Consider the following 26,680-nt stretch of genomic DNA (forward strand, 5'->3'; position numbering starts at 1 on the left):
ATGAAAAATTTAAATCAAATAGGCATCTTTTTATTGCTTTCCCTAATATTTACAGCTTGTAATTCTTCTAAAAAAGAAGACCATTCTCAGCATGAGAATAAAAAAGAAGACCACTCTCAACATGATAAAAATAAAGAAACTACTTTTTATACATGTTCTATGGATCCTCAAGTAAAAGAAGATAAACCCGGCAAGTGTCCTATTTGCCACATGGAGTTAACACCCATAAAACAGGATGATAGTGAGGTTAACCAAATAAGTTTAAGTAAACAACAAATTCAACTTGGTAATATCACAACTCAAGTTATAGGACAAACACAAAACAATTTAGAACAAAACTACACAGGTGTTTTAACATTCAATCAAGAAAAATCTAAAACCTTTTCTTCAAAAGCAATGGGCAGAATTGAAAAATTGTATTTCAAATCTACGGGTGATTACCTATCCAAGAACAAGCCAATATATCAATTGTACAGTGAAGATATTGCAATAGCAAAACAAGACTATTATACTGCCTTTAAACAATTGGAGATGCCCGGTGATTTTGGAAAAAATGCAAAAAACATAATGAATGCGGCCAAACAAAAGCTTCTCTTCTATGGTTTGTCCAACACTCAAATTGAGAATATAAAAAGCAACAAAGATGTTTCGCCCTATACCACATTTTACAGCACTGTCGGTGGTACAATTTCTGAAATAAATGCCGTTGAAGGGAGTTATGTCATGGAAGGAACTCCAATAATTAAAGTAACCGATTTAAGTAAACTTTGGCTCGAAACACAAGTAAATATCAACTATTTCAATAGTCTTAAAATAGGTCAAAATGCTACCATAACTTTTGCCGATTTTCCCGATAAATCTATAAGTGCTAAAGTCTCATTTATCAATCCTGAAATAAACCCGGAAACCCGTTTACTATTGATTCGATTTGAAGTCCCAAATCAAAATCTAATCTTAAAACCGGGAATGCAGGCCATTGCAAAATTGATGATTTCCGGCGGTAAAGGAATCTACATTCCTACCGATGCAGTAATTAGAGAACAAAACGCATCCTACATCTGGGTAGAAAAAAAACCGGGAGTTTATGAAAATCTAATGGTAGAAACAGGAATTGAAACCAATGGACTGATAGAAATCAAAACAAAAATTGCCAATGATCAAAAAGTAGTGATAACAGGAGCCTATGCCATCAATAGCGAATATAAATTCCGCAAAGGCAGCGACCCGATGGAAGGCATGAAAATGTAATTTAAACAGTAAGGATGAACAATTTTAATCAAATAATACAGCAATACAAAAACGATTCAGAAAGTGTTTATAATACTTGGTTTGTGGATAATGACCAACGGTTAAAAGCGTTCAGAACTATCCGTCGAGGCATTATTCAGGTTGTTGAAGATATCAAAAACAAATCATTCCCAAACGATTTTAAAAATAGCAGCTTAGAATTTGTACTGAATTGCATTGCCGAGCAAAAACAGGTATTTGTTGGGGTTTCACATCCTTTTTATTGGAAACCAAAACTCCGAATTCCTGATATCTATGAAAATCAAACCAATAAAATTGCTTTTGGCCAATTCTTAGAAAATTGTATTAACGCAAAAAATGAAGAACAGGTACTTAAAGAAATTGTTAAACTGGACGAATTACGCATCAAAGGATTGGGGCCGGCCGTTGCCAGTATTTTGTATTTTTTGCACCCAACGTGGTTTCCTCCTTTCAACACGGCAATTGTAAATGGTTTTAATTTTTTATTCAAGGATAAAAAAAAATTGGGGAGCTGGAGTGAATACTTAAAAATTAGAGAGACACTACTGGAAACAAATTCAAAATTCAAATCGGAACTATCCAATGATTTAGGTGCAATCGCAGGATTGTGTTTTGAAATTGGGACTCAAAAAATGCTAATAGGAAATGATGATTATCTGAGTGAAGAAGAGCGTCATAAATTCGAAAAAAACATAGTAAAACGCCAAAAAGAAATTATCGAAGAAAAAAAAGAAGATAATCTGCATAGTGAAATGCAATACCATCTATTGAAAATTGGGGCATCATTAGGATTCGATGTTACACCGGCAAGTAATGATAAAAGCAAAGCTTTCAACGGACAAAATTTTTCTTTTATCTCTATAAATAAATTCCCTGAATTACCTTGTGACAAAGACACTCAGAACACCATCAAACTCATAGATGTTTTATGGTTTGAAAAAGGAACTGACAACATTATCGGAGCATTTGAAGTAGAAAAAAGCACTAGTATTTACTCTGGGATTTTGCGTCTTTCAGATCTTTATTTCAGTATTTCTGATGGTGATGAAGTATTTTATATCATAATCCCTGACAGTCGCGAAAAAGATGTCATTCAGCAACTCAATAGACCTGTTATAAAAAATTCAAAAATGAATATTAAATACATTCTCTTTTCAGAACTAAGAACCAATTGTGATGCAATTTGCAAATTCGGTACAGACCATTCGATCATGGATAAAATAGCAAAAACAATTTAATAACTCAATGATGAAGCTACACATTAAAAATATGGTATGCAGCCGCTGCAAGATAGTAGTAAAATCTGTATTTGAAAATATGGGCATCAATCCTGTTTCAGTTGATTTAGGTGAAGTTGAATTGAAAAATGACATTCAGGAAATCCAAAAAAACGAATTATTAAAAAAGCTTCATGCTGTAGGCTTTGATTTGATTGATGATAGGAAAAGCAAAACTATCGATAAGATTAAAACATTGATTATTGATTTGGTTCAAAATAAAAACAATCATTTAAAAACAAATCTATCCGAGTTTCTATTCCAAGAGCTACACCAAGACTATAATACCTTGAGCAACCTCTTTTCCGAAGTAGAAAACACAACAATTGAAAAATACTTCATTAATCTGAAAATTGAGAAAGTAAAAGAGTTGATCATCTATGATGAATTATCCCTAAGCCAAATAGCTTACTCTTTAAACTATAGTAGCGTTTCACATTTAAGTAATCAATTCAAAAAAGTAACCGGCTTTTCACCAACACACTTTAAGAATATAAAAACCATTAAACGAAAGCAAATCGAAGACTTATAAATCTTGCAAATCAAACCCAAAATTTTGCAAATACAAAAAGCAGTTATGATAGAAATTTGTATTAAAATAATATAAAAAAATGATACATACTTACAGCATTACCGGAATGACTTGCGATGGTTGTCGCTCTAAAGTCGAGAAAGCATTGAATACTATTGATGGTATTGAAGCAAAAGTTTCATTAAGCCCACCAGTGGCCATAATTACTATGGACAAACACATTCCAACATCAAAGTTGCAGGAAGCACTGACGACTGTTGGAAAATACACCATAGAAATGAGCAATGATAAAACTACAGAAGATACTACAACTAATGAATCCGCTGCAAAGTCATGTTGTTCTACTCATGAGCATAATTATAAAAAAGAGGCTGTTATACCAACCAACGCCGCTGGTAAATATTATTGCCCAATGCATTGCGAAGGCGAAAAAGTCTATGACAAAGCGGGCGATTGTCCTGTGTGTGGAATGGATCTAGTCAAAGCACCTGAACTAACCGTAAACAAGACACTATATACTTGTCCAATGCATCCCGAAGTAATTAGTGAAACTCCGGGTTCCTGTCCTATATGCGGTATGGATTTAGTACCAATGGAACCAAGCGAAAGCGGAGACCAAAGGACTTATAAAGATTTGGTTAAGAAAATGAAAATAGCAGTTGTGTTTACAGTTCCCATTTTCGCCATTGCCATGATTGAAATGGCACACAATAATCCTTTATTGCAACTAATGGATGCGGACAAATGGAACTGGGTACAGCTTATTTTATCTCTTCCTGTTGTTTTTTATGCCTGTTGGGTATTTTTTGTCCGCGCCTGGAAATCAATTATTACTTGGAATCTGAATATGTTCACACTCATCGGAATTGGAACGGGAGTGGCATTTTTATTTAGTTTAGTCGGAATGTTTTTTCCGGATATTTTTCCAAGTGAATTCAAAACAGAACACGGAACTGTATTATTATACTTTGAAGCAACAACAGTTATTCTGACTTTAGTTTTGTTAGGACAATTACTCGAAGCAAGGGCACACAGCCAAACCAGCGGAGCTATCAAAGAATTATTAAAACTTGCGCCAACTGAAGCTACTTTGGTTATTGATGGCGGTGATAAAGTAATATCAATCCACGACATCAAAAAAGGCGATTTATTGAGAGTAAAACCCGGAGATAAAATTCCTGTTGACGGTAAAATAACCGATGGGGAAAGCAGTATAGATGAAGCCATGATTACTGGTGAGCCAATACCGGTTGATAAAAAGAAAGGCGATAACGTAATTTCCGGAACAATAAACGGAAACAAATCATTTGTGATGATAGCCGAAAAAGTAGGTTCCGAAACCTTGCTATCTCAAATCGTGCAAATGGTAAATGATGCCAGTCGTTCACGAGCTCCAATTCAGAAATTAGCAGATAGTATCTCCAAGTACTTTGTGCCAATTGTGGTTATCATATCAGTAATAACATTTTTTGTTTGGACAAAATTTGGTCCCGAACCGGCCTTAGTCTATGGTTTTATAAATGCAATTGCTGTATTAATCATAGCCTGTCCTTGTGCTCTGGGTCTGGCAACTCCCATGTCAGTAATGGTTGGTGTTGGCAAAGGAGCACAATCAGGCGTTTTAATAAAGAATGCCGAAGCTTTAGAGAACATGAATAAGGTTAATGTTTTAATTACCGATAAAACTGGTACCATCACCGAAGGAAAACCATCTGTCGAAAAAATTTATGCATCCAACAACAATGATAACGAACTATTGCAAAGTATCGCTTCTTTAAATCAACATAGCGAACACCCATTAGCACAGGCTGTTGTCAATTATGCTAAATCAAAATCCATTGCTTTAATCGAGGTAAAAGATTTTGAAGCTGTTGCCGGTAAAGGAGTTACAGGAACAGTTACCGGTAAAAAAGTAGCATTGGGTAATAAAAAATTAATGGAACAAGTCAAAGCAACAGTCGCTGCCGATTTAGAAAGCAAAATCATTACCGAACAAAAATTAGGTAAAACCGTTTCATACATTGCTATTGATGGCATTGCAGTTGGTTTTGTATCTATAACAGACGCCATTAAAACCTCCAGCAAAGATGCCATAAAAGAGTTAATGCGCCAAGGTGTCGAAGTAATCATGATGACTGGTGACAATGTCAATACAGCTAAAGCAGTTGCTGATGAATTGGGATTAAAAACCTATAAAGCTGGATGCTTACCCGAAGACAAACTCAAAGAAATTAAAAAATTGCAGGCAGAAGGCAAAATTGTAGCCATGGCTGGCGATGGTATAAATGATGCGCCGGCATTGGCACAAGCCAACATTGGAATAGCAATGGGAACAGGAACAGATGTCGCTATTGAAAGTGCCAAAATAACTCTGGTCAAAGGCGATTTACAGGGTATCGTAAAAGCCAAGAATTTAAGCCATGCTGTTATGAGAAATATTAAACAAAATCTATTTTTTGCCTTTTTCTATAATGTACTTGGTGTCCCAATTGCAGCTGGTGTGTTATATCCGGTTTTCGGAATTTTACTATCTCCTATGATTGCAGCTTTGGCAATGTCTTTCAGCTCCGTATCTGTTATTATCAATGCCTTGAGACTAAGAGGTTTAAAACTATAATAATTAACGATAACACGAATGAAACTAAAAAATAACATAGATAAATTAGGAACAATCGGGATGTTCTTTACAGCATTGCTTTCGCCTTGCTGTTTCCCTCTTTTTGCATTTGTAGCATCTGCTTTAGGTTTAGGTAGTTTTGAACTTTTTGGAGGTTGGACAATGTGGATTTTTCAAGGGATGGTCCTATTATCTTTAGTTGGCTTTTTTCTTTCCTATCGCCTGCATAGATGCCTATATCCTTTGTTGATAGCTATTCCAAGTACAATAATCATTTTTTACAGCTATTACTTTTGTAATAATGATTATCAGTCCTATTTTTTATATACTGGTATGTTCGGGCTTCTTATCGCTACAATAGTCAATTATCATAGAAACAAACTTCACTATGGCTGTAATACTTGCACGATGTACAACGGTAAATCAGTAGAACTGAAATCAAAAATAACATGTCCACATTGCGGTCACAAAAAAGAAGAAATGATGCCTACTGATGCTTGTCAATTCTTCTATGAATGCGAAAACTGTAAAAAAATAGTGAAACCTAAACAAGGTGATTGTTGTGTTTATTGCAGCTATGGCACTGTAAAATGTCCACCTATTCAATCAGGTGAAAAGTGCTGCTAAAAATAGTACAGGGCAGCATGCGGAAGCTAACAAAATGAAAGCTAAGCTTAAAGAATTAGATTAATATTCCAACATATTTAAAAATTAAAATAAATGAAAAAAAACATCCTATTAAGCTTTATGCTTTTGCAATCTGTAATACTGTCAGCACAAGACAAAGTTCAAATTAGAGTAACTGCAGCTAGCCCTGCAGCATCGTATGAGCAAGAAGTGGGTAGCGCAAAAATAAAAATTTCATATAGCAGACCTTTAGTCAGAGGACGAAAAATATTTGGGGAGTTAGTACCATTTGATAAACTTTGGCGAACAGGGGCAAGTGATTGTACTGTAATAACTACTTCCGAAGATATTTCATTTGGCAACAATGTATTAAAAACAGGTAGTTACTCAATATTCACAATTCCTTCAATAAATGAGTGGACTATAATTGTCAACTCAGACACTACTTTACATGGTGAAACTGGCTATGATGAGAAAAAAGATATTATGCGTTTCAAAGTCCCTTTAGAAAAAAGTCACAACTTTTATGAAACATTTACTATTGAATTAAATGACATCAATAGCAAAGGAGAAGCATTTCTAAAAATACTTTGGGAAAATACAATGGTTAAAATACCTGTAAAGAGCAAAGAGGACGATACTTTAATAGCGTTGATAAATCAACATATCATTAAAGCAAAAACGAAAGATGCCGCTTTATTATTTCAGGCCGCTAATTATTACTACAGTACTAATAGAGATTATAAACAAGCAATTCTATGGCTTTTGGAAGCAGAAAAAATAAACCCTGAAAATTTTTACTACCCAAATTTGAGACAAAAAATAGCTTCAGAAGCAAAAGATTATACTAATGCAATTGAAGCAGCAAAGAAAGCACTTTCGCTGGCGGATAAGGAAAAAATGAAAAGTTCAATAGAAATATTGAAGAAAAAAATAGCTGATTGGGAAATAATACTAAAAAATTAAAGTCATGAAAATCAAATTGTCAATTATAGTCTTTCTTTTTTTTACAATTCATTTTGTTACAGCACAAATTAATTCAACGCAAACATTTTACACCTGTGTAATGCATCCCGAAATACATTCATCCAAACCCGGTAAATGTCCCAAATGTGGTATGGCATTAGTAAAAGAAAAAACAAAGACAGTTGAACCGAAAGCAAGTGCAAAACCAAAAACCACTACACCTGTTAAAAAGACAACACTCGAAAAAACTAAATCTGCCTCCACAGACAAAGTCGATACTAATAAGGCTCATGATATGAAAAACATGGAGAAGGCACCGGCAAATCCTCCCATAAAAAAAAGAGTAATAAAAGACGAACCGCCAAAAGTAGTTAGGTACGATTTATATGTTCGCGATACAATAGTGAACTTTTCAGGAAAATCAAGAAGAGCAATAGCAGTAAATGGTCAAATTCCAATGCCCACATTAACCTTTACAGAAGGCGATACAGCAGAGATTTATGTTCATAACGAACTCGATGAAGAAACATCATTGCACTGGCATGGCTTGTTTTTACCTAACAAAGAAGATGGTGTTCCCAACCTTACACAAATGCCAATAAAGCCACACAGCACTTACAAATATTCCTTTCCAATTCGCCAACATGGTACACATTGGTACCATAGCCATTCCGGATTACAGGAACAAATCGGAATGTATGGTTCATTTGTAATGAATAAAAAAAATTCCGATCCGAATTTCCGAGAAGGAATAGATGATCTTCCAACAATTCCGATTGTGTTGAGCGAATGGACCGATATCAACCCCGAGAATGTCCATAGGATGCTACACAATGCATCAGATTGGTTTGCCATAAAAAAAGGCACAACCCAAAGCTATGGCGAAGCCATACAACAAGGCTATTTCAAAACCAAGATTATAAATGAATGGAAGCGCATGAACGCTATGGATGTAAGCGATGTTTACTATGAAAAATTCTTAATCAACGGTAAAAATGAGAGCCAGCTGTCACAATTTAAGGCAGGTGATAAAGTAAGATTACGGGTTTCGAATGGCGGTGCCTCAAGTAATTTTTGGCTAACGTATGCCGGAGGTAAAATTACCGTAGTCGCCAGTGATGGTAATGATGTCGAACCAGTTGAGGTAGACCGTTTGCTTATTGCCGTTTCTGAAACCTATGATGTTGTACTAACAATCACCGCAGAAAACACATCCTATGAGTTTTTAGCCACACCGGAAGATAGGACAAAATCAACTTCAATATACATTGGCAACGGCATCAAACAACTCATTTCACCTTTACCCAAACTGAAGTATTTCGAAGGAATGCAAATGATGAACGATATGATGAAGATGAATGGTGATCTTGATGACATGGGAATGCAGATGTCGTTGAACCAGATGGACATGAACGCCGTAATGTATCCCGAAATTACAGGCCCACAAAAAAAGGATTCTAAAGAAATGCCTATGGAAATGGATAAAGGAGAAGCCAAAAAGGATACTCCCGAAAAGCAGCATGATAGTCACAATATGGCAAATAAGTACAATCCCAATGAACTTGCTGATATCGTAACATTAAACTATGCCATGCTAAAATCGCCTATAAGCACAGCATTATCAAAAGACGCTCCTGTTAGGGAACTCAAGTTTGAACTTACCGGAAATATGAATCGCTATGTTTGGAGTTTGGATAATAAAGTCGTTTCAGAAACCGACAAAATTCTAATTAAAAAAGGAGAGATTTTGCGCATTGTTTTGCATAACAATTCAATGATGCGACACCCAATGCACTTGCATGGTCATGATTTTAGACTGATTAACGGGCATGGTGATTATGCGCCTTTAAAAAACATTATCGATATCATGCCAATGGAGACCGATACTATTGAATTCGCTGCAAGCGAAGACGGCGGTGACTGGTTCTTTCACTGTCATATCCTTTACCATATGATGTCTGGAATGGGAAGAGTTTTTAGTTATGAAAATTCGCCTCCAAATCCTGAAATCCCAAACCCTAAATTAGCCCAACGTAAATTATTTGCTGATGATAGGAAGTTTCATTTTATGGCAGAAAACGATTTTGCCACCAATGGAAACGATGGTATGGCAATGTTAAGTAATACACGCTGGAGTATCGGAACAGAATGGCGATTGGGTTACAATGACCATCATGGTTATGAAACAGAAACACATATTGGTCGCTATATTGGCAAAATGCAATGGCTCATGCCCTTCATAGGTTTCGATTGGCGCTACAGAAAGATGGGGAAAGACCAACAAGAGCATAATATTTTCAATCAAACCAATACGAAAGACATTCGTTCCGTTTTTAGCGCAGGTTTAGAATACATACTGCCAATGCTAATAAGAGCGCAGGCTGAGGTATTTACGGATGGTAATTTTAGATTTCAGTTGGAACGTATGGATATTCCGGTTTCCAAAAGGATACGTATGGATTTGATGTTGAATACAGACAAAGAATACATGGCAGGATTGCGATATATTATTAGAAGAAATCTTAGTGCACGGACTCATTATGACAGCGACATGGGATTTGGTTTGGGTGTAAATTTGAATTATTGATGAATTATGACTCCACACTTCTTAAATAAAGACTTTCAAAAATTACATGGAAATTAAAAATTTTATATATTAGCTAACTGACTAACAATCAATAAAAAAACCTATGAAATACAAAAAAACTTCAATTATCGCAACAGCATTTGCAGCCATGTTTATAGCAAGCTGCAATAGCTCCGACAACGCTGAAACAGAAAATACTGCCGCAGCAGCAGCTATGACAGTATCCTTAAACAAAATGGTTGAATCTAATGTTCAATTGAACATTCACCACAGTGGTCCTTTATACCATCATCATGACAGTATTTTTCATCACCATGATTCAGTTTATGTACATGAGCATAATAATTACCATCACGGTGATACTATACATCATCATTCCGGCGGCCAGCATACCGAAACGCACCACCATCAGCATGATTCTATAGTGGTATCCCACCATAACATTGCTCATTAATCTTTTATTCATCAAAAAAACGCTCCACCTACATGGAGCGTTTTTTAATTCATCATTAAAGAGTAACTTTACCCTCTTTCTTTTCTAATGCTAACAGATACATTCCTACAGCTCGTAAACAAATATTCCAAGGATAAAGAATTGGCCACTAACTTGTGGTTGGAAATATTCACAAAATATTCTGACTCTAAAAGACAGTATCATACAATTGATCATTTAGAAGCAATAATTGTTGATTTGACCGAAGTAAAAGACAAGATTGAAGATTGGGATACTACGCTGTTAGCGGTTTTTTACCATGATATAATCTACAAAGCATCGAGTAGTACCAATGAAGGCGACAGCGCTAAACTTGCAATGCAAAAGCTTTCTGAAATTGGTTACCCAGCTGAAAAAATTGCAAAATGCGCCAACCTGATATTGGCAACCAAACTACACGAACTATCTGAAGACAATGATACAAATTACCTTATAGACGCTGATTTAGCTATATTAGGCAGAGGTCAATATGAATATCAAAAATATACCGAGCAGATCCGGGAAGAATATTCAATCTATCCCGATTTTATGTACAACAATGGAAGAAAAAAAGCGCTTCAGCATTTCCTTCAAATGGATGCCATATACAAAACAGAGTACTTTTCTAAAAAATACGAAAAACAGGCAAGATTAAATATCAATAATGAACTCGAAGCATTGTAGAAAGTGACGAATAACTTTCTTTTGCCACTCCTTCCCAATGCTCCTAAAAAAATTACCGTCACAGTTATTGGTACAATAACACGTACACTGCGTGACTTGCGCCGGTAATTTTTTCTCCAAAGCTTCTTTACATAACGTGGCGTTATGGCTCATTATGAACTCCCTGCTTCTAAAAAAAACTTGTCATGAGCCATAACAACATTATGTAAAAAAGCCGCACACATTATCTTAACGAGAACCATGGTGGCGGCTCCAGGGCAACTTTTTTAAAACCGTCATCCTGAGCGCAGTCGAAGGACTCGCACCAGCCTGTTTTAAAAAAACCACCCTTCGCCGCCACCTTATCACCAATACCTTTTCAATTGAAGTATTGCAGTCATCTGTTTTTTATTCACCAATAGTGCAACTGTTTTATCAGCTTACCGTTTAAATCGGTAGTATTGGCATTGCTTTTATAAGTGCCTTTGCTCGTTCTAAACCACTATACCATTGAATAGAGGTAAAGCTTTCCATTCACAAATCAAGGCACCTATAAAACCAAAATCCCCGGCAAGAGTATAATTTTTCATTTGCTCAGTACATTCATTTACATTGCTTTCCCGGCTGTCCAATGCACAGTAATTACAAGTTACATTATATAAATTTTGACGAATGTCATCTATCCACTTTTAGAATAGCATCGGCCATCCAAAAAGCAATCACAACTATCTCGTTAAGCAAATGTAAAATCTATACCCTTGCCCGCGCTACTGCCCAAAGCACTAGGTATGTTAATGCATTGCTTTTATAAGTGCCTTTACGCATTCTTTACAACAACTCTGCTATAATCATATAACGCTTTCTATTCACTACTCAAGGCACACATAAAACCAAAACCTAGGAAAGCGTATAAAATCCGTACCGGAATTTTATACCCTTTCCCGAACCTCCGTAGTATCACTACCTAAAAAATCTACACAACATAAATAGACTAAAATTGGTCAAAATAAAAATGAAAAAAAAGAGAGCAAATCTATGTTGCAGGTATTCAAAAAAGCAAGTTCAAGCCCTTTGGGTTTTGGCTAAAATCTCCACCCTGCGGGTAGTATTTCATCCAAAAAACTGGCTTTTTAGAAACCTTCCACAAGGTCAAACGGCTTTCTTTTTTTTCCTTTTTTCTTTTGAAAAATTTGTGTGTGGGGCAGGGTGATAACCCGGAACCACCGCTCAAGACAGGAACAGGAAGAAGTTAACTTTAATTCCGAAGCCATGACCAATTTTATCATCAAAACCCACAGACCAGGAACTAACTATTCAAAACCGCATTTGTTCATCCTAAACAAAGGATTAAACAGCGGCAAACCCCAAAAAGAGCCGTTTACAAATAGCTTTGTGATACTCTTACAACATGAAGAGGACTGCGAAAACTTCTATTTTATTGCCTTCAGCTTATGGCAAACCAAATTCTGGCATCAATTCCTAATCGGCTCCGTAATACCATTTTTGCGCCTTCCGGATTTCAAAAATGAATTCACTCCAAGAGCAAAAACTATGATGGAAGAACACGAGCAGCACCAAAAAAATATAACCGCGCTGAAACTGCTCCAGCAAAAGGAAAAACAATTTCATGAGAATTTAATCCTTATAAATGATTTGCGGAAAGCTATTTTGTATCGGTACTGTAATAAATAAAAAAAGCCTGGTCTAACGACTAGGCTTTCTCATATCCGGTAAAGGTTACCAATCAAAACCGGACTATTGTTTTTTAGATTTTGTTACCCATTTAAGGAATAGAGAAACGGAAAAACTTACTGTTGCTCCAATCACCGCTAAGATAATTGTTTTTACAATATCTTCCGAGAGTATATTGGGCAAAATGCTCAAAACTGTTCCGGAAGCAGTTCCCGTTTTGATGGAAAGATTAGTCTCCATCACGAGGTTTATTGAGGTTTTTAGCCTTGTCATCCAGGGCTTGTCGAAGGACCTTGTCCTCAACAGTTATCTGACTGACTGCCGAAAGTACTCCGCCGGCTACGGCTGAATATCCGGCAATGGTGACAACTACGGCCGGCAAAGCTACAGGTGCAGCTATGATGCTACCACTTACGGCCAATAATGCCAAGCCAATGGTTCGCAAAATCTTAAAAAACTTCGGGGTTGGGGCAGCTGCCCTTTGAACTACATTCATGATTTTATGATTTAGTAGTGATTAGAATTTTTACAACTTGATTATCGGAGAGAACCGGATAAACCAAATCCTTAACTTTCGAAAATGCTTTTCTGGAATAATTTCCTTTTCCAATCCCGGTGTGCGTAGTAACAGGAGCAATACAACCTAATAATTCTTTTTTGGCATCATTGGCGGGATGAATCAAGATGTAATCTCTTCCCGGAACATTCACTAAATGCAAGTGCCATCCAAATTTTTTACTGAAACGCTTCTGTAAAATATATTCTCCTTCAGGAACACAAGAAATTCGCTTTTGGTTATCCAACCAGGGCAGCTCGATGGTATAGCAAATCAAATCGCCGTTCCATTCTAAAATCCCTTGCGTTCCCTCCGGAAAATATGTTCTATGCAACACAAGAACCATTACACGCCACTGTCAACTTTCACAATCGCCAAAGGGTTGAATGCACCATTTTTCAATGGGTACATTTGACCATTGATTTCTTGGTAGAATTCAATACCCAAAGCTAAAAACAAGGGTTTAGTACTCGCCGGAGTAACCGCATTGGTTTGGTTGATGGCTGCTGTTGCAGTTGCGTCCCATGGCAAAATTGCTGTCTCAGAAGTTGCTACTACATAGGTTTCAGCTTCAAAATCAACTTCTGCACCAGCAGAGATAATTTTAAAGTGAGTGGTTCCACTCGGAGCAGCTAACATGTTGGCAGGCACAAAAGAGGCCAAATCAACTGTGATTTCACCGGAAACACGGTCAATAGCGCCAACATACGGAGCATACAAACTAGTTCCTAATTTACCCCTGATATTGAATTCAAAACCGAATAACAATTCAGTTTCTCCATCAATAACGTTTCGTAATCCTCTATCGCTAACTGTGTCAGCTTGGATTACTTTCACCATTGCCTGGGTAAGTCTGCTCACCATTCTGCTATCAGCAGAATTCAAAAGCAACGGTCTTAAAGCAGTTCTTAAAAGCTTTCCGGCTTTTCCTGCTCTTCCAAATTCGGAACCATTTTCGCGCGTTCTCTGGAACGCAGGATCGCTTGCGATTCTGCTGGCATCAATGCCCCCTTTTTCGCGTGCCAAGTGTCCGTCTTGGGTTTTGTAAAAGGTAATATCCCCGATAGTACCTTTCAACTTAATTATGCCTTTCTGTCTGGCCATAACTACAAAATTTTAATTAATAACTAATGTTCAAACTCTGTCAATCTTAATCCTGTTGCAACACTTTCCGACTGATTCAAGAACAAAGTTTATACTTAAATAAACCATTTAAAACATCACACAATACAATCTGTCAACCATTGGAATAAATGACATAATTAAACTTAGAAGTCACCTAAAATCGGCTGCAAATCACCAAAAACGATTACTTAAAAACAAAAGGAATTATTTCTAACTTTAAACCTACTCAAAGGCATATCAAAGGCATGGATAAAGTATGAAATCACACAATAAGAGGTTGTGTATCTACCCAAAGGATATACAGCGTATTACAGGCAAAAGTTACAGGCAAAGTCTTAGACTATTGAACAAGATTAGAAATGACCTCAATAAGCTCGAAAATGAGTTTGTGAGCATAGAAGAATTTTGCATTTATACAGGGCTTAATTTTGAAAAAGTTCTAGAGTTAATTATTGATTAATTATCAATACTAATTCACTTATTAAACTTCTATCTATAATTTATTTTGTATATTTGATTATTAAGATTTGTCAAAAAAAGTTTGATTTTTTGAGGTTTAAAATCGAGACCCTAGAATTTAGTATTGCTGAATCCTTATTATTAAAGGCATAAAAGAGGAAATACAAATCCCTCTTTCTCCGCAAAGAAAAACCCGAAACGAGAGTTTCGGGTTTTTTGGAAACAAAAAACCAACGCCTTTTCAAAGGCGTTAAGGTTTTTGCTTTGCAAGGTTCTCCCACTGGGATCACCCTAGGTAATCCCTTAACTGGTTTACTTGTATTTCCTTCGGCAGTCGCTTTGCTCGTGTGAGAATTTTTTGGAAACAAAAAACCAACGCCTTTTCAAAGGCGTTAAGGTTTTACTTTGCAAGGTTCTCCCACTGGGATCACCCTAGGTAATCCCTTTCTTTTGATAAGTGATGGTAACTTGTTCAGTCACTTATTTTTTGAAAACAAAATACCAACGCCTTTAAAAAGGCGTTACGATTTTCTATTACAAGTTCGGATTACCCTTGGTAACCCCACACCATACATTTTTTGTTTTTAACCATTATTGCTTAAATCTTCTTTACATTTGAGGGATATAGTAGTTGAAGACTCATGTATACATCCTTACAAAAATTTTTGCTAAGCAAAGCACCGGTTTCGTCTGATGCCTTGGAAACTATTTGTTCTTGCTTTGAGTCCCTAAAAACCAAGCGCAATCAAATAGTACTGAGTTACGATGAGGTGGCCGGTTATTACTATTTTGTGAACAAGGGCGCTGTTAGGTTGTTTACTATAACGCCCGATGGGCAAGAGCTGTCTCGTTATTTTGCTTTTGAAGACACCTTTGTGACGGCTTTGCCGAGTTTTATTGACCAGAAACCGGCCAAGGAGTACTTGCAAACTATAGAGCCCTCAGAATTGTTGCGCATAAAAAGGGAAGATTTTTATCGGTTGGTAAGGACTGAGCCGGTATTTGCTGCTATTTACACGGAAATTTTAGAAATGGGTTTTATAGTGGCCCAAGAGCGTATTTATGGTTTTCAAGGATACGATGTTCTGAGTAAAGTGCGATGGATAATACAAAATCAACCAAAACTACTGTTGCGGGTTTCTAATAAAATAGTGGCTTCCTACTTGGGGATTTCGCCTTCTACCTTGAGTAGGATTAAGTCTAAATTATGAAAAAACGTTGACCTAGGTCAACAGCTACGTTTACCTCTCGCAGTAACTTTGCTGAAAAAAAGAGATGAAAAAGATTAGCTTCGTTTTTTTAAGTTTTACAACTGTGCTGTTGGCACAAAGTGAAACGGGTAAAAATCATTTTCCAACGCATTCCAATTATTGGAATACTACCAGTAGTGTAACACAGGAAGGCGCTATAGCATTGATGCTTAAAGCCAATGAGTTGTCTGCGATATCCCAAAAAAAGATAGCGCTGGCTGTTTTGAATTCCGCCGGGAACTTGATATTGCTTAGTGTAGCTGACGGTGTAGGACCACACAATGCCTTGGCAGCCCAAAGAAAGGCCTTTACCGCTTTATCTACTAAAACACCAACATTGATACTGTCCAGAAATGCTGCAGCCCATGCTGATAAGGTCAATTTAAATACGATACCGGAATTACTATTATTGGGAGGCGGTATCCCCATTATAAAGGATAACATGGTTTTGGGGAGTATTGGTGTTGCCGGCGGTGGCGGTCCGGAGCAAGATCATGTATTGACAACGCAAATCATCACCATTTTAAATAATTAAAAAAAAAAAATAACCATTATGAAAAAGATTATTGCAGTGCTAATTTTTGCCTTTTGGTCTAAAAATGCAGTGGCACAAACGACCGATTACCAATTATCAAGTCACATACTCGATGTTAGCAAAGGGACACCCGCCGTTGGTGTAACCATTCGACTTGAGAAAAGGAATGAAAAAACAAACTCATGGTATACTGTTGAGCAAAAAGTAACCGATGCTAATGGGAGAATCACTGATTTTTTGAAAAAGTCTGACGCTAATTTGGGGATTTATAAATTAACCTACTTTACTAAGCCTTATTTTGAAAAGCAAAATACAGCGAGTTTTTATCCTTTTATTGAAGTGGTGTTCGAGATTTCAGATTATAGTCACTATCACGTTCCCATAACACTCTCCGCTTATGGCTATTCCACTTATAGAGGGAATTAAATTCGGTATTATTTTGTACAAAAGGCTGTAAAATTAGAATTACGGCCTTTTTGGGTTATCGGCTTCGTGGTGGTACAAGATTTAAAAGTAAATATTGTTACTATTAAAAAAACCGACGGGTCTCCCAATCGGTTTATATACTTCTCACTTCGTACTTTCCTAATACCCCACATACTCCGTAATCTCCAATCCGTATCCAATCATCCCTACGCGTTTGGTTTGTTGGGTGTTCGAGATTAAGCGGATTTTGGACACGTCTATATCGTGTAGGATTTGAGCGCCTATGCCAAAGTCTTTGGCATCCATTTTAATTTGCGGTGCTTTAAGGTTACCTTGTGTTTGCATGGTTTTCAGTTCCGATAGTCTGTTGAGTAAATCGCTAGAGTCGCGCTCACTGTTGATAAACACCACAGCACCTTTTTCCTCGCGGTTGATGAGGTTGAATACTTCGTCCAGTTTTTTATCCATGCTGTCGGTAAGCGAATTCAGGATATCGTTATTCGATTGGGTAGAAATGATGCGCGTTAAAATAGGCTCTCCGGCACTCCAGCTGCCTTTGGTTAAGGCCAGGTGCACTTGCTTATTGGTGTTTTGCCAGTAGGCTCGGAGGCGGAACGACCCAAAGCGGGTTTTCATCTCAAAGTCTTCTTTTTTGTCAATCAGACTGTCGTGTTGCATACGGTAGGCCACCAAGTCTTCTATGGAAACCAGTTTTAAGTCGAATTTTTTAGCCACTTCCACCAATTGTGGTAAGCGTGCCATAGTGCCATCTTCGTTCATGATTTCGACTATCACTCCAGCGGGTTTAAAACCAGCCAAACGCGCAAAATCGATAGCGGCTTCAGTATGGCCGGTTCTTCTCAATACACCGCCTTGTTTGGCCGTTAAGGGGAAAATATGTCCGGGACGCGCTAAATCGTGCGGTTTCGTTTCGTCGTTAACCAAAGCTAAGATGGTTTTAGCCCTGTCGGCTGCCGAGATACCGGTAGTTACGCCATGACCTTTTAAATCCACCGATACGGTAAAAGCCGTTTCCATATGATCGGTGTTGTTTTTTACCATCGAATGCAATTCCAATTCGTTGCAACGTTTCTCGGTGAGCGGTGCACAAATCAAACCACGACCGTGGGTAGCCATAAAGTTGATCATTTCCGGTGTTACTTTTTCGGCAGCAGCCAAAAAATCGCCTTCGTTTTCACGGTCTTCATCATCTACCACGATAATTACTTTGCCTTGGCGGATGTCTTCTATGGCTTCTTCTATAGTATTGAGTTGTATTTTGGTGTTGTGGTCCATGGTAGTGTTAGTTGTTGTGTTGTTTTATCCAAAGGCTGTTATAACCGTAAAACAAGAAGTAGAACGGAAACCCTGCCAGTAGTAAAACAATTAGTGGTATGTCGTAGTTGTTTTGTGTCATTTTTCCAAGTTTGGATAAGCTTTGGTGCGATTTGAAACTGCCCCATAAAAGTAGTAGGCCCAGGGCACCAGCGACGCTTATTAAAAGCGGTGTATTGATCATTTCAAAAAAGAACAACACCAATAAGATGATGTTCGATGCTAATGCCATTAAACTGTACAGTTGGTAAGTAGAGGCTTTATATTCTATGGTTTCTATCACTTTGCCTTCCGGTAGTTCCGGTGTGGCGTTAGGGTTATCGGATAAGGTGTTTAGATAGTTATGAATTTCATCGGTTGCAATAGCCAATTCAGGTGTAACCGAAGGCAATACCGGTTCGGGTTGGGTTTTATCCGGAAATATTTTGTTGAAGAAGTTGGACAACCAATCAAAATTCAAGCTAAAGCCTTTATCATCAGTAGCTCTTTTGGTCAGCAAAATGGCAAAAGGCGTTAACACAAAAGCCGACATCCAGCAACCCAAGAAAGGAGACAATTCGCCTTGTTGGGCTACTTTTTTACCAAACGTATTGATGAAGTGGAAGATGATAAAAATTAAAATGGCAAATACGATAGGCAAGCCCAAACCACCTTTGCGGATGATAGCTCCTAAAGGCGCGCCAATGAAGAACATCAGCAAACAAGCGTAGGCTATAACAAACTTGTCGTATAGTGCAATCCAATGCTGGTTGATGTTTTTGATACGGCTGTCAATTTCATAAGTGGTGGTTTCCAAGGTAAAGGTAATGCCATCCACAGTTCCGGCAGCCACACGCAAAATGCGCATTCTATCAGAATTGTTGAAGTTGTCTAAAATGGTAGTTTTAGTCAGAGACTGTTCTGTATTGAAACGAGGGTCTAAGGTTTGCATTACCACGCGCTGATTGATATTATCGGCATACGACTTTACTTCTTTGTTGAAATTTTTTTGGAGTGAGTCGATGGTAAACGACAATTCACTCACGTTAAGCATGGTATTGGTATTGGTAATGCTTTCCTCGTTTACATTGGTATTGTTTAGTTTTGAAAGGTCGATGTTAATGACATAACGCTGAAACGTACTTTTGGCAAACGGCATTTTGTTGCGGTCTTCAAATTTTTTCGGGGTGATGTCTTCGTAGTAGTTTCCGTCTTTTAGAACCAGTTGCAAGGTGTTAGAATCTTCGCTGCTGATGAGTTCTCCTTTTTTGGCTTTGATTACGGTATTACTTCCGGCACCTACTGCGGCTTTTTTGTGAATGGTAACCCCACTTAAGAATCTGCCATTGTCACCCGATTTTTTTTCGACCTTAATACTGTAGGCACCAACATCGCTAAATTGTCCTTCGGCTATGGCCATGGCGGGTTTTACTTGGGCGATGTTTCGGCGGAAGTTGATGAACTTGTATTCGGCGTAAGGAATCACGTTGTTGGCAAAGAAGAAAGCCACTATGCTTAATAAAAAAATGAACACCGTTAAGCTGCGCATGGCGCGTTGTAGGGAAATGCCCGACGATTTCATGGCGGCAAACTCATAGTTTTCGGCCAAGCTACCAAAGGTCATGATAGAAGCTAACAATACCGAAAGTGGTAACACCAGCGGAATGATACTCGGCATTTTGAACAGTAAGAACTTTAAAATCATTACGATATCTAAGTCCTTTCCGGCCAATTCTGAAATGAAGAGCCAAACTACTTGTAAAACGAATATAAAAAACAAGATTACAAATACCGTGGTAAATGTAATCAGGAATGATTTTAATAAGTAGCGGTCAAGTATTTTCACCCGAGCTTAGTCTATTTTATTGATGTAGTAATTTGGATATTTACTCGCCGCAAAGGTAAACTGATTTTTCGATAAAGGCTGATTGGTTTTAAAAGAATTAACAGTCAAAGTAGTTTTTGAACCGTTTTTGCCCATTTCAATCACGTTGTAGATGTTTTTGGTTTGCGAATCTATCCCTAAAAAAACCTCTTTGCGCGGGTCTTTTGGGTTGGTGGGTACCAATTTGATGTATTGAATTTTGCGGCCTTTCACATCTTGTAAAATATCCCAGTAGTATTTGTAGCCGTTGTTGAAGAACGTCAACATTTTGGCCGGTGTTACCGTGTTTTCGTCTTTTTCATTCACACTCGAAATGGTAATTTCTTCATCTTCCGGTACTATGGTATAGCTTTTTTTACCGTCGAATATTTTGGTGACGCCCAAAAAGTTCAACACATATTTATTGCCTTCCAACAACAAATTGCCTTTGCTTTCTTTGTTGATGTTTTCCTTAGCGTTGGTTAGCGTGTATTTAAAATCGATGGCAATGTTTTGGTAGGTTTTGACTTTAGCCGTGACTTGATCCAGCAAATCTTTGGCTTTTTTATCCTGTGCATTGGCTGTTACAACTGTAAATAGCAATAATGCCATAGATAGGAACTTGTTCATTTTAAGAATTGTTTTGTTCATTGATAAAAAATTGTTCAAGCGAAGCCAAGTCGGTTATGTTCACACTACGTGCTTTGCTTCCTTCAAACGGTCCTACAATCCCGGCGGCTTCCAATTGGTCAATCAATCGTCCGGCGCGGTTGTAGCCCAGTTTCAGCTTTCTTTGCAATAATGATGCCGAACCTTGCTGTGCTGTTACAATAATTTCAGCGGCTTCTCTAAACATGCTGTCGCGTTCCGAAATGTCGAACTCCAAATTCACGCTGCTGCCTTCTTCGCCCACGTATTCGGGTAGGAGATAGGCGCTGGCGTAGGCTTTTTGCGAGCCGATATAATCCACAATTTTTTCTACTTCCGGCGTATCGACAAAGGCACATTGCACCCGCACCAAGTCGTTTCCGTTAGAATATAATAAGTCACCGCGTCCAATCAACTGGTCGGCACCTTGCGAATCTAAAATGGTTCTGGAGTCGATTTTCGAGGTTACTCTGAAGGCAATACGGGCCGGGAAATTCGCTTTGATAATCCCCGTTATTACGTTTACCGACGGACGTTGGGTAGCAATAATCAAGTGAATACCAATAGCACGGGCCAACTGCGCCAAACGGGCGATAGGCGTTTCCACTTCTTTACCGGCGGTCATGATCAAATCGGCAAACTCGTCTACTACCAAAACAATATAGGGTAAGAAACGGTGGCCGTTTTCCGGATTTAATTTACGCGATTTGAATTTTTCGTTGTATTCTTTGATGTTGCGTACCATGGCGTCTTTCAACAACGAATAACGGTTGTCCATTTCCACACAAAGCGAGTTCAGGGTATTGATTACTTTGGTGTTGTCGGTGATGATGGCATCTTCTACATCGGGCAATTTGGCCAAGTAGTGACGCTCTATTTTGTTGAAGAGAGTCAGCTCAACTTTCTTAGGGTCAACCAATACAAATTTGACTTCCGCCGGGTGTTTTTTGTATAATAACGATGTTAATACCGCATTCAATCCTACCGATTTACCTTGTCCGGTAGCTCCGGCCATCAATAAGTGCGGCATTTTAGCCAAATCGACTACAAAAGTTTCGTTGGAGATGGTTTTTCCCAAGGCAATCGGCAATTCCATTTCGGCTTCTTGGAATTTGGCTGAAGCGATTACCGTTTTCATCGGCACCATCGTCGGGTTTTTGTTCGGCACCTCAATACCGATGGTTCCTTTGCCCGGAATAGGCGCGATGATACGAATTCCGAGAGCGGAAAGCGATAGTGCTATATCGTCCTCTAAACTTTTGATTTTAGAGATACGAATACCGGCTTCGGGTACAATTTCGTATAAAGTCACCGATGGTCCGACGGTCGCTTTGATTTGGGCGATGTCGATTTTGTAGTTGCGCAGGGTTTCTACAATACGGTTTTTATTTTCTTCTAATTCCTCCTGATTGATGGTAATGCCTACCGAAGTGTATTCTTTCAGCAAATCAATCGTTGGGAATTTGTAGTTTGATAATTCTAGGGTTGGGTCAAACAAACCAAAATCGGCTACCAGTTTGGCTGCCAGATTTTCTTCCATTACATCTTCATCCGCTGCTTTTTCAATTACAAAGGCTTCATCGTTGGTTTCGATGATTTCTTTTATCGGTTCTGAAACGATAGGGGCTGTTTGTAAAGTAGGCGTAACCGGTTTGATGGTTGGCTCTAAACTAATTTCTGAAGCGTGCTCGATGGTAGGTTTGAGCGCTTCTTTGTTAATTTCAAACGAAGAGGTTTTTAACACCGGTTCCGGTATAGGTTCTTCTTCGATGGTCATAACTTCACGCTCGTTGTTATCGGTTACGGCGTATTCCTCTAAGTTGTAATCGGTACTTTTATTTTCCGGGATAATGCTGCTGATGTCTTCTTTGATTTCTTTGTGTTTTTTCTCGAAAAAAGATTTGATAGCATCGGGAGAAACTTTGATTTTAAAAATCATGTATACAATAATCGAAAACACTAAGACTAAGACTGTTCCGGTTTTACCAATGTAGTCTTGCAGGAACAAATTCATTTCATAGCCTACGGTTCCGCCCAGTTCCGGTAGGTTATCGGCAAAGAAGCCAAACAAAATCGACACGATAATCAAGGCGAATAAATCCCAAAACCAAGTGTTTTTTAACTTGCGTATCGGCAAGTCTAAAATAAGGAAGGCACCACTTAAAAACAGTAATTTTACCAATAAAAAAGCTGCTACACCAAAACCACGGTAAATGAATAAATCGGCTATATAGGCGCCAAATTTGCCCAACCAGTTCTGAGCACTTTCACTGCGATCGGTTAAGGCATCTACCGAGCTTTGATCGGCTTGACCGTGTAAAAAGAAAGAAATAAAAGAAACTAAAAAAGCTATCGAAGTGAGCACCAATACAAAACCGAAGAGCATTCGGTACTGCTTTTTAGTTTTCAATATTTTCAGTTCCTGGTTAGGATCTTTTTCTTTGGGTTCTTTTTTTACTGTTTTTGCCATGAATTATAGTATGAAGCTATAAAAATAGAAATTTATTCGGAGGTTTAGCCAAATTTAGGCACATAAATAAGCAAGCCAATAGCCATAGCTGCCAAGGCAGCAAACATTACTGCACCGGCTGCAATGTCTTTGATGAAACCAATTCTTTCATGGTATTCCGGATGGACAAAATCGGCTATTTTTTCTACTGCGGTATTCAAGCTTTCAACGCCTAAAACGAGTCCGAATGCGAGGATTTGCATCATCCACTCGTAACGGTCGATTTTGAAATAAAATCCGGCCACAGTCATCAGCACCGCTAACGACGATTGCACCATGACACTGTGTTCGGTAGTGATGAGTTTGAGGGCACCTTTAACAGCAAAGCCGACACTTTTGAGTCGGCCGCTGAAAAAAGTAGTATCTTTTTCGAATCCCATATTATAAAGCCGCTAGGGCTGCATCGTAGTTAGGTTCATCGGCAATTTCCGCTACTTGTTCGGCATGAACGATAGTCCCGTTTTCATCCAAAACAATTACCACACGAGAGTGTAAGCCGGCTAAAGGACCATCGGTGATTTCCAAACCATAGTTTTTTCCGAAAGCACCGGTGTTGAAATCGGATAAATTAATCACATTGTCTAAGCCTTCAGCACCGCAAAAACGTTTTTGGGCAAAAGGCAAATCTCTGGAAATACACAATACTTTGGTGTTTTCTAAAGTACTCGCTTTGGCATTGAATGCTCTAACAGAAGCTGCACAAGTACCGGTATCTATACTAGGGAAGATGTTTAAAACTACTTTACTTCCGGCAAAATCAGCCAGCGTAGCTGTTCCTAAATCAGTTTTAAGCAATTGAAAATCGGGTGCTTTAGTGCCGTTTTTCGGTAAGTCACCGTTGGTGTGAATTGGATTTCCTCCTAAAGTTATTGTAGCCATTTTGTATAATTTTTTTGATTGCCAAAAGTAGTGAAAATATTGTGAATTGCGAATGGCAAATGATGAATTGTAAATTGTCAAATAAGATTGGCGGTATAAAAATAATAGAAATATTTTGGTTTGTATTATTGTTTTATCGTAATATTGCAATATAATAATTGATAGGAATCATGGGTGCATCAAAAACAGAATCCTTTTCTCCGGAACAAAATGAAATGGCAAGCTTATTCAAAGCCTTGTCACATCCGGCGCGAATTGCCATTGTGGATTATCTTTTAAAGGTAGATAGTTGTATTTGCGGTGATATAGTAAACGAATTACCATTGGCGCAACCTACCATTTCACAGCATTTGAAAGAATTGAAAAACGCCAACATCATCAAAGGTACTATTGAAGGCACTGCCATTTGCTATTGCATCAATCCTGATACGATGGAAAAAATTGAGAGTCACTTCGGGACGATTCGCCAAAAGTTGAAAAATAAGTGTTGTTGAGTTTGAGAGAAAGCCCTTCGACTGCGCTCAGGGTGACAAATAAGGGATAAGGGAAAAGGGAAAAGGGATAAGGGAAAAGGGATAAGGGAAAAGGGATAAGGGAAAAGGGATAAGGGAAAAGTATTTTTCTAGCAATCTAAGTAGTCTAACAATCTAAGCAGTCTAACTATCTAAATAGTCTAACAATCTAAGTAGTCTAACAATCTAAGTAGTCTAACAATCTAAATAGTCTAACAATCTAAATAGTCTAACAATCTAAGTAGTCTAACAATCTAAGCAGTCTAACAATCTAAGCAGTCTAACAATCTAAGCAGTCTAACAATCTAAGCAGTCTAACAATCTAAGCAGTCTAACAATCTAAGTAGTCTAACAATGAAATTATCCGAAATTAAAAACGAATTACAAAAGCTAAACACTATAGCTTTCCAATTGCCGAATGGTGAATTGGTGCCGAGTCATTTTCATGTGACCGAAGTGGGCAAAGTCACCAAACACTTTATTGATTGCGGCGGAACGGTTCGCCAAGAAGAAGTGGTGAATTTTCAATTGTGGGAAGCCAACGACTATGACCATCGTTTGCATCCCGAAAAGTTGGTTCATATTATAGAATTATCCGAAAAAGTATTGGGATTGCCTGATGCCGAAATTGAAGTCGAATACCAAATGAAAGATACGATCGGGAAGTTCAGTTTGGCTTTTGACGGGACACTTTTTTTGTTGACTTCCAAACAAACCGATTGTTTGGCTAAAGACCATTGTGGCATTCCGCCCGAAAAATTAAAGGCCAAAATAGGCGAGTGGAAGCCTAAAGCAACGAGTTGTTGTGCGTCCGATTCGGGTTGTTGTTAATGGTAATTAAATTTTAAAGATGAAAAAAAGATTAGGGTTTTTAGACCGATTTTTAACCTTGTGGATATTTTTAGCCATGTTACTGGGCGTTGGTCTTGGTTATTTTGTTCCGAATACAGCCGATTTTATCAACTCATTTTCCTCCGGTACTACTAATGTACCTTTGGCGATAGGTTTGATTTTGATGATGTATCCGCCACTGACGAAAATCGATTTTTCGAAAGTGCCGCAGATGTTCAAACAGCCTAAATTACTAACCGCATCCTTTATCATTACTTGGATTGTTGGTCCGTTTTTGATGTTTTTACTGGCCACTTTTTTTCTGAGAGCTTATCCCGAATACATGACCGGTTTAATCATCATAGGCATTGCACCCTGTATCGCTATGGTGATAGTGTGGAACGAATTGGCTGAAGGCAACCGCGAATTAACCGCCGGTTTGATTGGAATCAATAGTTTGCTGCAAGTGTTTTTCTTCAGTTTGTATGCCTATTTTTATTTAGAAATAATGTTGCCGTTATTTGGTATCAAAGGATTAGAATTGAACATCACAGTAACCGAAATTGCTAAAACCGTTGGGATTTACTTAGGTATTCCTTTTGCTTTGGCGGTTGTAAGTCGGTATGCGATTAAAAAGTTTATCGGTGACAAATGGTTTAACCAAAAGTTCCTTCCTTTCGTTTCACCGATTACGTTGGTAGCATTATTATTCACTATCATAATCATGTTCAGTTTAAAAGGCGAAATGATAGTCGATTTACCGATGGATGTAGTTCGAATCGCTATTCCATTAGTGATATTCTTTGCCATTATGTTCTTCCTGATGTTTTTTGTATCGATGAAGATTGGGGCGAATTATCGTGATGCAACAGCCTTATCATTTACGGCTTCGGGGAATAATTTCGAGTTAGCCATTGCGGTTTCGATAGGTGTTTTCGGGATTAACAGCGGACAAGCTTTTGCCGGTGTCATTGGTCCTTTGGTAGAAGTACCGGCACTGATTATATTGGTGAATGTAGCCTTTTGGTTGAGGAAGAAATATTTCACTCCAAATCCCTGAATTTTTAAAC

General features: G+C 38.0%; 26 protein-coding genes and 2 pseudogenes. 18 read left to right on the top strand and 10 right to left on the bottom strand.

What is annotated here, in order from left to right:
* The 12 genes and pseudogenes from SK086_RS06120 to SK086_RS06175 all read left to right on the top strand — a co-directional run bounded on the left by SK086_RS06120 (position 1) and on the right by SK086_RS06175 (position 12,702).
* Positions 1–1,248, top strand: a complete 1,248-nt coding sequence (locus SK086_RS06120) for an efflux RND transporter periplasmic adaptor subunit (protein WP_324690480.1) — start codon at positions 1–3, stop codon at positions 1,246–1,248.
* A 14-nt stretch (positions 1,249–1,262) separates the two neighbouring features.
* The gene (locus SK086_RS06125) at positions 1,263–2,507 is read left to right on the top strand and encodes a hypothetical protein (RefSeq protein ID WP_324690481.1); all 1,245 of its coding nucleotides are present in this window, start codon (positions 1,263–1,265) and stop codon (positions 2,505–2,507) included.
* Between the two features lie 10 nt (positions 2,508–2,517).
* Positions 2,518–3,078: a helix-turn-helix domain-containing protein gene (locus tag SK086_RS06130; protein WP_026726771.1), complete on the top strand. Its 561-nt coding sequence runs from the start codon at positions 2,518–2,520 to the stop codon at positions 3,076–3,078.
* Positions 3,079–3,157: 79 nt separating this feature from the next.
* Positions 3,158–5,695, top strand: coding sequence for a heavy metal translocating P-type ATPase (locus SK086_RS06135; RefSeq protein WP_324690483.1), 2,538 nt, complete (start codon positions 3,158–3,160; stop codon positions 5,693–5,695).
* Positions 5,696–5,713: 18 nt separating this feature from the next.
* Positions 5,714–6,052 (top strand): annotated as a pseudogene (locus SK086_RS06140) (MerC domain-containing protein); the annotation flags it as partial.
* A gap of 51 nt (positions 6,053–6,103) precedes the next feature.
* Positions 6,104–6,322, top strand: coding sequence for a GDCCVxC domain-containing (seleno)protein (locus SK086_RS06145; protein ID WP_229658308.1), 219 nt, complete (start codon positions 6,104–6,106; stop codon positions 6,320–6,322).
* A 93-nt stretch (positions 6,323–6,415) separates the two neighbouring features.
* Complete coding sequence (locus SK086_RS06150) at positions 6,416–7,288, top strand: DUF2911 domain-containing protein (protein WP_324690484.1); 873 nt, start codon at positions 6,416–6,418, stop codon at positions 7,286–7,288.
* 4 nt (positions 7,289–7,292) lie between these two features.
* Entirely contained in the window at positions 7,293–9,875 is a 2,583-nt protein-coding gene (locus SK086_RS06155; protein WP_121314460.1) for a multicopper oxidase domain-containing protein, read from the top strand.
* Positions 9,876–9,978: 103 nt separating this feature from the next.
* Positions 9,979–10,329 (top strand): hypothetical protein, encoded by a 351-nt coding sequence (locus SK086_RS06160; protein WP_324690485.1) that lies wholly within the window; start codon positions 9,979–9,981, stop codon positions 10,327–10,329.
* Positions 10,330–10,416: 87 nt separating this feature from the next.
* Positions 10,417–11,031 (top strand): HD domain-containing protein, encoded by a 615-nt coding sequence (locus SK086_RS06165; protein WP_324690486.1) that lies wholly within the window; start codon positions 10,417–10,419, stop codon positions 11,029–11,031.
* A 991-nt stretch (positions 11,032–12,022) separates the two neighbouring features.
* Positions 12,023–12,220: a hypothetical protein gene (locus tag SK086_RS06170; RefSeq protein WP_324690488.1), complete on the top strand. Its 198-nt coding sequence runs from the start codon at positions 12,023–12,025 to the stop codon at positions 12,218–12,220.
* Positions 12,221–12,279: 59 nt separating this feature from the next.
* Positions 12,280–12,702: a DUF6943 family protein gene (locus SK086_RS06175; RefSeq protein ID WP_073364547.1), complete on the top strand. Its 423-nt coding sequence runs from the start codon at positions 12,280–12,282 to the stop codon at positions 12,700–12,702.
* A 63-nt stretch (positions 12,703–12,765) separates the two neighbouring features.
* Here SK086_RS06175 and SK086_RS06180 read toward each other — a convergent pair whose 3' ends face one another.
* The 4 genes from SK086_RS06180 to SK086_RS06195 are packed head-to-tail and all read right to left on the bottom strand — an operon-like array spanning position 12,766 to position 14,362.
* Complete coding sequence (locus SK086_RS06180) at positions 12,766–12,942, bottom strand: hypothetical protein (protein ID WP_200798334.1); 177 nt, start codon at positions 12,940–12,942, stop codon at positions 12,766–12,768.
* A complete protein-coding gene (locus SK086_RS06185) occupies positions 12,932–13,198 on the bottom strand; it encodes a hypothetical protein (protein ID WP_073364466.1) in 267 nt (88 codons plus the stop codon). Before SK086_RS06185 ends, SK086_RS06180 begins: the two co-directional genes overlap by 11 nt.
* A 4-nt stretch (positions 13,199–13,202) precedes the next feature.
* Complete coding sequence (locus tag SK086_RS06190) at positions 13,203–13,604, bottom strand: DUF5675 family protein (protein ID WP_324690489.1); 402 nt, start codon at positions 13,602–13,604, stop codon at positions 13,203–13,205.
* The gene (locus SK086_RS06195) at positions 13,604–14,362 is read right to left on the bottom strand and encodes a hypothetical protein (protein ID WP_324690490.1); all 759 of its coding nucleotides are present in this window, start codon (positions 14,360–14,362) and stop codon (positions 13,604–13,606) included. Before SK086_RS06195 ends, SK086_RS06190 begins: the two co-directional genes overlap by 1 nt.
* A 1,121-nt stretch (positions 14,363–15,483) precedes the next feature.
* Between SK086_RS06195 and SK086_RS06200 the strand changes: the two genes are divergently transcribed.
* The 3 genes from SK086_RS06200 to uraH all read left to right on the top strand — a co-directional run bounded on the left by SK086_RS06200 (position 15,484) and on the right by uraH (position 17,053).
* Positions 15,484–16,053, top strand: coding sequence for a Crp/Fnr family transcriptional regulator (locus SK086_RS06200; protein WP_324690491.1), 570 nt, complete (start codon positions 15,484–15,486; stop codon positions 16,051–16,053).
* A 64-nt stretch (positions 16,054–16,117) separates the two neighbouring features.
* Positions 16,118–16,627: a GlcG/HbpS family heme-binding protein gene (locus tag SK086_RS06205; RefSeq protein ID WP_324690492.1), complete on the top strand. Its 510-nt coding sequence runs from the start codon at positions 16,118–16,120 to the stop codon at positions 16,625–16,627.
* A gap of 18 nt (positions 16,628–16,645) precedes the next feature.
* Complete coding sequence (gene uraH / locus SK086_RS06210) at positions 16,646–17,053, top strand: hydroxyisourate hydrolase (protein ID WP_324690493.1); 408 nt, start codon at positions 16,646–16,648, stop codon at positions 17,051–17,053.
* A 159-nt stretch (positions 17,054–17,212) separates the two neighbouring features.
* Here the strand turns inward: uraH and ribB are convergent, their stop codons facing one another.
* The 6 genes and pseudogenes from ribB to tpx form a co-directional block, all read right to left on the bottom strand.
* A complete protein-coding gene (gene ribB, locus SK086_RS06215; RefSeq protein WP_324690494.1) occupies positions 17,213–18,349 on the bottom strand; it encodes a 3,4-dihydroxy-2-butanone-4-phosphate synthase in 1,137 nt (378 codons plus the stop codon).
* A gap of 457 nt (positions 18,350–18,806) precedes the next feature.
* Positions 18,807–20,213: pseudogene (locus SK086_RS06220) on the bottom strand (LptF/LptG family permease); the annotation flags it as partial.
* 6 nt (positions 20,214–20,219) lie between these two features.
* Positions 20,220–20,861 carry a LolA family protein gene (locus SK086_RS06225; RefSeq protein ID WP_324690495.1) on the bottom strand — a complete coding sequence of 214 codons (642 nt, stop codon included), beginning with the start codon at positions 20,859–20,861 and terminating at the stop codon, positions 20,220–20,222.
* Position 20,862: 1 nt separating this feature from the next.
* A complete protein-coding gene (locus SK086_RS06230) occupies positions 20,863–23,349 on the bottom strand; it encodes a DNA translocase FtsK (RefSeq protein ID WP_324690496.1) in 2,487 nt (828 codons plus the stop codon).
* Between the two features lie 44 nt (positions 23,350–23,393).
* Positions 23,394–23,768, bottom strand: a complete 375-nt coding sequence (locus tag SK086_RS06235) for a diacylglycerol kinase (protein WP_324690497.1) — start codon at positions 23,766–23,768, stop codon at positions 23,394–23,396.
* Between the two features lies 1 nt (position 23,769).
* Complete coding sequence (tpx, locus tag SK086_RS06240) at positions 23,770–24,267, bottom strand: thiol peroxidase (RefSeq protein ID WP_324690498.1); 498 nt, start codon at positions 24,265–24,267, stop codon at positions 23,770–23,772.
* Positions 24,268–24,437: 170 nt separating this feature from the next.
* Between tpx and SK086_RS06245 the strand changes: the two genes are divergently transcribed.
* The 3 genes from SK086_RS06245 to arsB all read left to right on the top strand — a co-directional run bounded on the left by SK086_RS06245 (position 24,438) and on the right by arsB (position 26,670).
* Positions 24,438–24,761, top strand: coding sequence for an ArsR/SmtB family transcription factor (locus SK086_RS06245; RefSeq protein WP_290872086.1), 324 nt, complete (start codon positions 24,438–24,440; stop codon positions 24,759–24,761).
* A gap of 372 nt (positions 24,762–25,133) precedes the next feature.
* Entirely contained in the window at positions 25,134–25,610 is a 477-nt protein-coding gene (locus SK086_RS06250; protein ID WP_324690499.1) for a DUF6428 family protein, read from the top strand.
* Positions 25,611–25,629: 19 nt separating this feature from the next.
* Positions 25,630–26,670 carry an ACR3 family arsenite efflux transporter gene (gene arsB / locus SK086_RS06255; protein ID WP_324690501.1) on the top strand — a complete coding sequence of 347 codons (1,041 nt, stop codon included), beginning with the start codon at positions 25,630–25,632 and terminating at the stop codon, positions 26,668–26,670.
* Positions 26,671–26,680 lie beyond the last annotated feature (10 nt).

It is taken from the genome of Flavobacterium cheonhonense, assembly GCF_035671315.1.
GTDB classification, from domain to species: Bacteria; Bacteroidota; Bacteroidia; order Flavobacteriales; family Flavobacteriaceae; genus Flavobacterium; species Flavobacterium cheonhonense.

Excerpts from the sequence above, each read along its gene's own strand:
- SK086_RS06120 (WP_324690480.1), top strand. The coding sequence starts at position 1 with ATGAAAAATTTAAATCAAATAGGCATCTTTTTATTGCTTTCCCTAATA.
- SK086_RS06170 (WP_324690488.1), top strand. The coding sequence starts at position 12,023 with ATGAAAAAAAAGAGAGCAAATCTATGTTGCAGGTATTCAAAAAAGCAA.
- SK086_RS06165 (WP_324690486.1), top strand. The coding sequence starts at position 10,417 with ATGCTAACAGATACATTCCTACAGCTCGTAAACAAATATTCCAAGGAT.
- ribB (WP_324690494.1), bottom strand. The coding sequence starts at position 18,349 with ATGGACCACAACACCAAAATACAACTCAATACTATAGAAGAAGCCATA.
- SK086_RS06160 (WP_324690485.1), top strand. The coding sequence starts at position 9,979 with ATGAAATACAAAAAAACTTCAATTATCGCAACAGCATTTGCAGCCATG.
- SK086_RS06125 (WP_324690481.1), top strand. The coding sequence starts at position 1,263 with ATGAACAATTTTAATCAAATAATACAGCAATACAAAAACGATTCAGAA.
- SK086_RS06190 (WP_324690489.1), bottom strand. The coding sequence starts at position 13,604 with ATGGTTCTTGTGTTGCATAGAACATATTTTCCGGAGGGAACGCAAGGG.
- SK086_RS06185 (WP_073364466.1), bottom strand. The coding sequence starts at position 13,198 with ATGAATGTAGTTCAAAGGGCAGCTGCCCCAACCCCGAAGTTTTTTAAG.
- arsB (WP_324690501.1), top strand. The coding sequence starts at position 25,630 with ATGAAAAAAAGATTAGGGTTTTTAGACCGATTTTTAACCTTGTGGATA.
- SK086_RS06205 (WP_324690492.1), top strand. The coding sequence starts at position 16,118 with ATGAAAAAGATTAGCTTCGTTTTTTTAAGTTTTACAACTGTGCTGTTG.
- SK086_RS06250 (WP_324690499.1), top strand. The coding sequence starts at position 25,134 with ATGAAATTATCCGAAATTAAAAACGAATTACAAAAGCTAAACACTATA.
- tpx (WP_324690498.1), bottom strand. The coding sequence starts at position 24,267 with ATGGCTACAATAACTTTAGGAGGAAATCCAATTCACACCAACGGTGAC.
- SK086_RS06130 (WP_026726771.1), top strand. The coding sequence starts at position 2,518 with ATGAAGCTACACATTAAAAATATGGTATGCAGCCGCTGCAAGATAGTA.
- SK086_RS06235 (WP_324690497.1), bottom strand. The coding sequence starts at position 23,768 with ATGGGATTCGAAAAAGATACTACTTTTTTCAGCGGCCGACTCAAAAGT.
- SK086_RS06230 (WP_324690496.1), bottom strand. The coding sequence starts at position 23,349 with ATGGCAAAAACAGTAAAAAAAGAACCCAAAGAAAAAGATCCTAACCAG.
- SK086_RS06200 (WP_324690491.1), top strand. The coding sequence starts at position 15,484 with ATGTATACATCCTTACAAAAATTTTTGCTAAGCAAAGCACCGGTTTCG.
- SK086_RS06155 (WP_121314460.1), top strand. The coding sequence starts at position 7,293 with ATGAAAATCAAATTGTCAATTATAGTCTTTCTTTTTTTTACAATTCAT.
- uraH (WP_324690493.1), top strand. The coding sequence starts at position 16,646 with ATGAAAAAGATTATTGCAGTGCTAATTTTTGCCTTTTGGTCTAAAAAT.
- SK086_RS06135 (WP_324690483.1), top strand. The coding sequence starts at position 3,158 with ATGATACATACTTACAGCATTACCGGAATGACTTGCGATGGTTGTCGC.
- SK086_RS06145 (WP_229658308.1), top strand. The coding sequence starts at position 6,104 with ATGTACAACGGTAAATCAGTAGAACTGAAATCAAAAATAACATGTCCA.
- SK086_RS06175 (WP_073364547.1), top strand. The coding sequence starts at position 12,280 with ATGACCAATTTTATCATCAAAACCCACAGACCAGGAACTAACTATTCA.
- SK086_RS06150 (WP_324690484.1), top strand. The coding sequence starts at position 6,416 with ATGAAAAAAAACATCCTATTAAGCTTTATGCTTTTGCAATCTGTAATA.
- SK086_RS06245 (WP_290872086.1), top strand. The coding sequence starts at position 24,438 with ATGGGTGCATCAAAAACAGAATCCTTTTCTCCGGAACAAAATGAAATG.
- SK086_RS06180 (WP_200798334.1), bottom strand. The coding sequence starts at position 12,942 with ATGGAGACTAATCTTTCCATCAAAACGGGAACTGCTTCCGGAACAGTT.
- SK086_RS06225 (WP_324690495.1), bottom strand. The coding sequence starts at position 20,861 with ATGAACAAGTTCCTATCTATGGCATTATTGCTATTTACAGTTGTAACA.
- SK086_RS06195 (WP_324690490.1), bottom strand. The coding sequence starts at position 14,362 with ATGGCCAGACAGAAAGGCATAATTAAGTTGAAAGGTACTATCGGGGAT.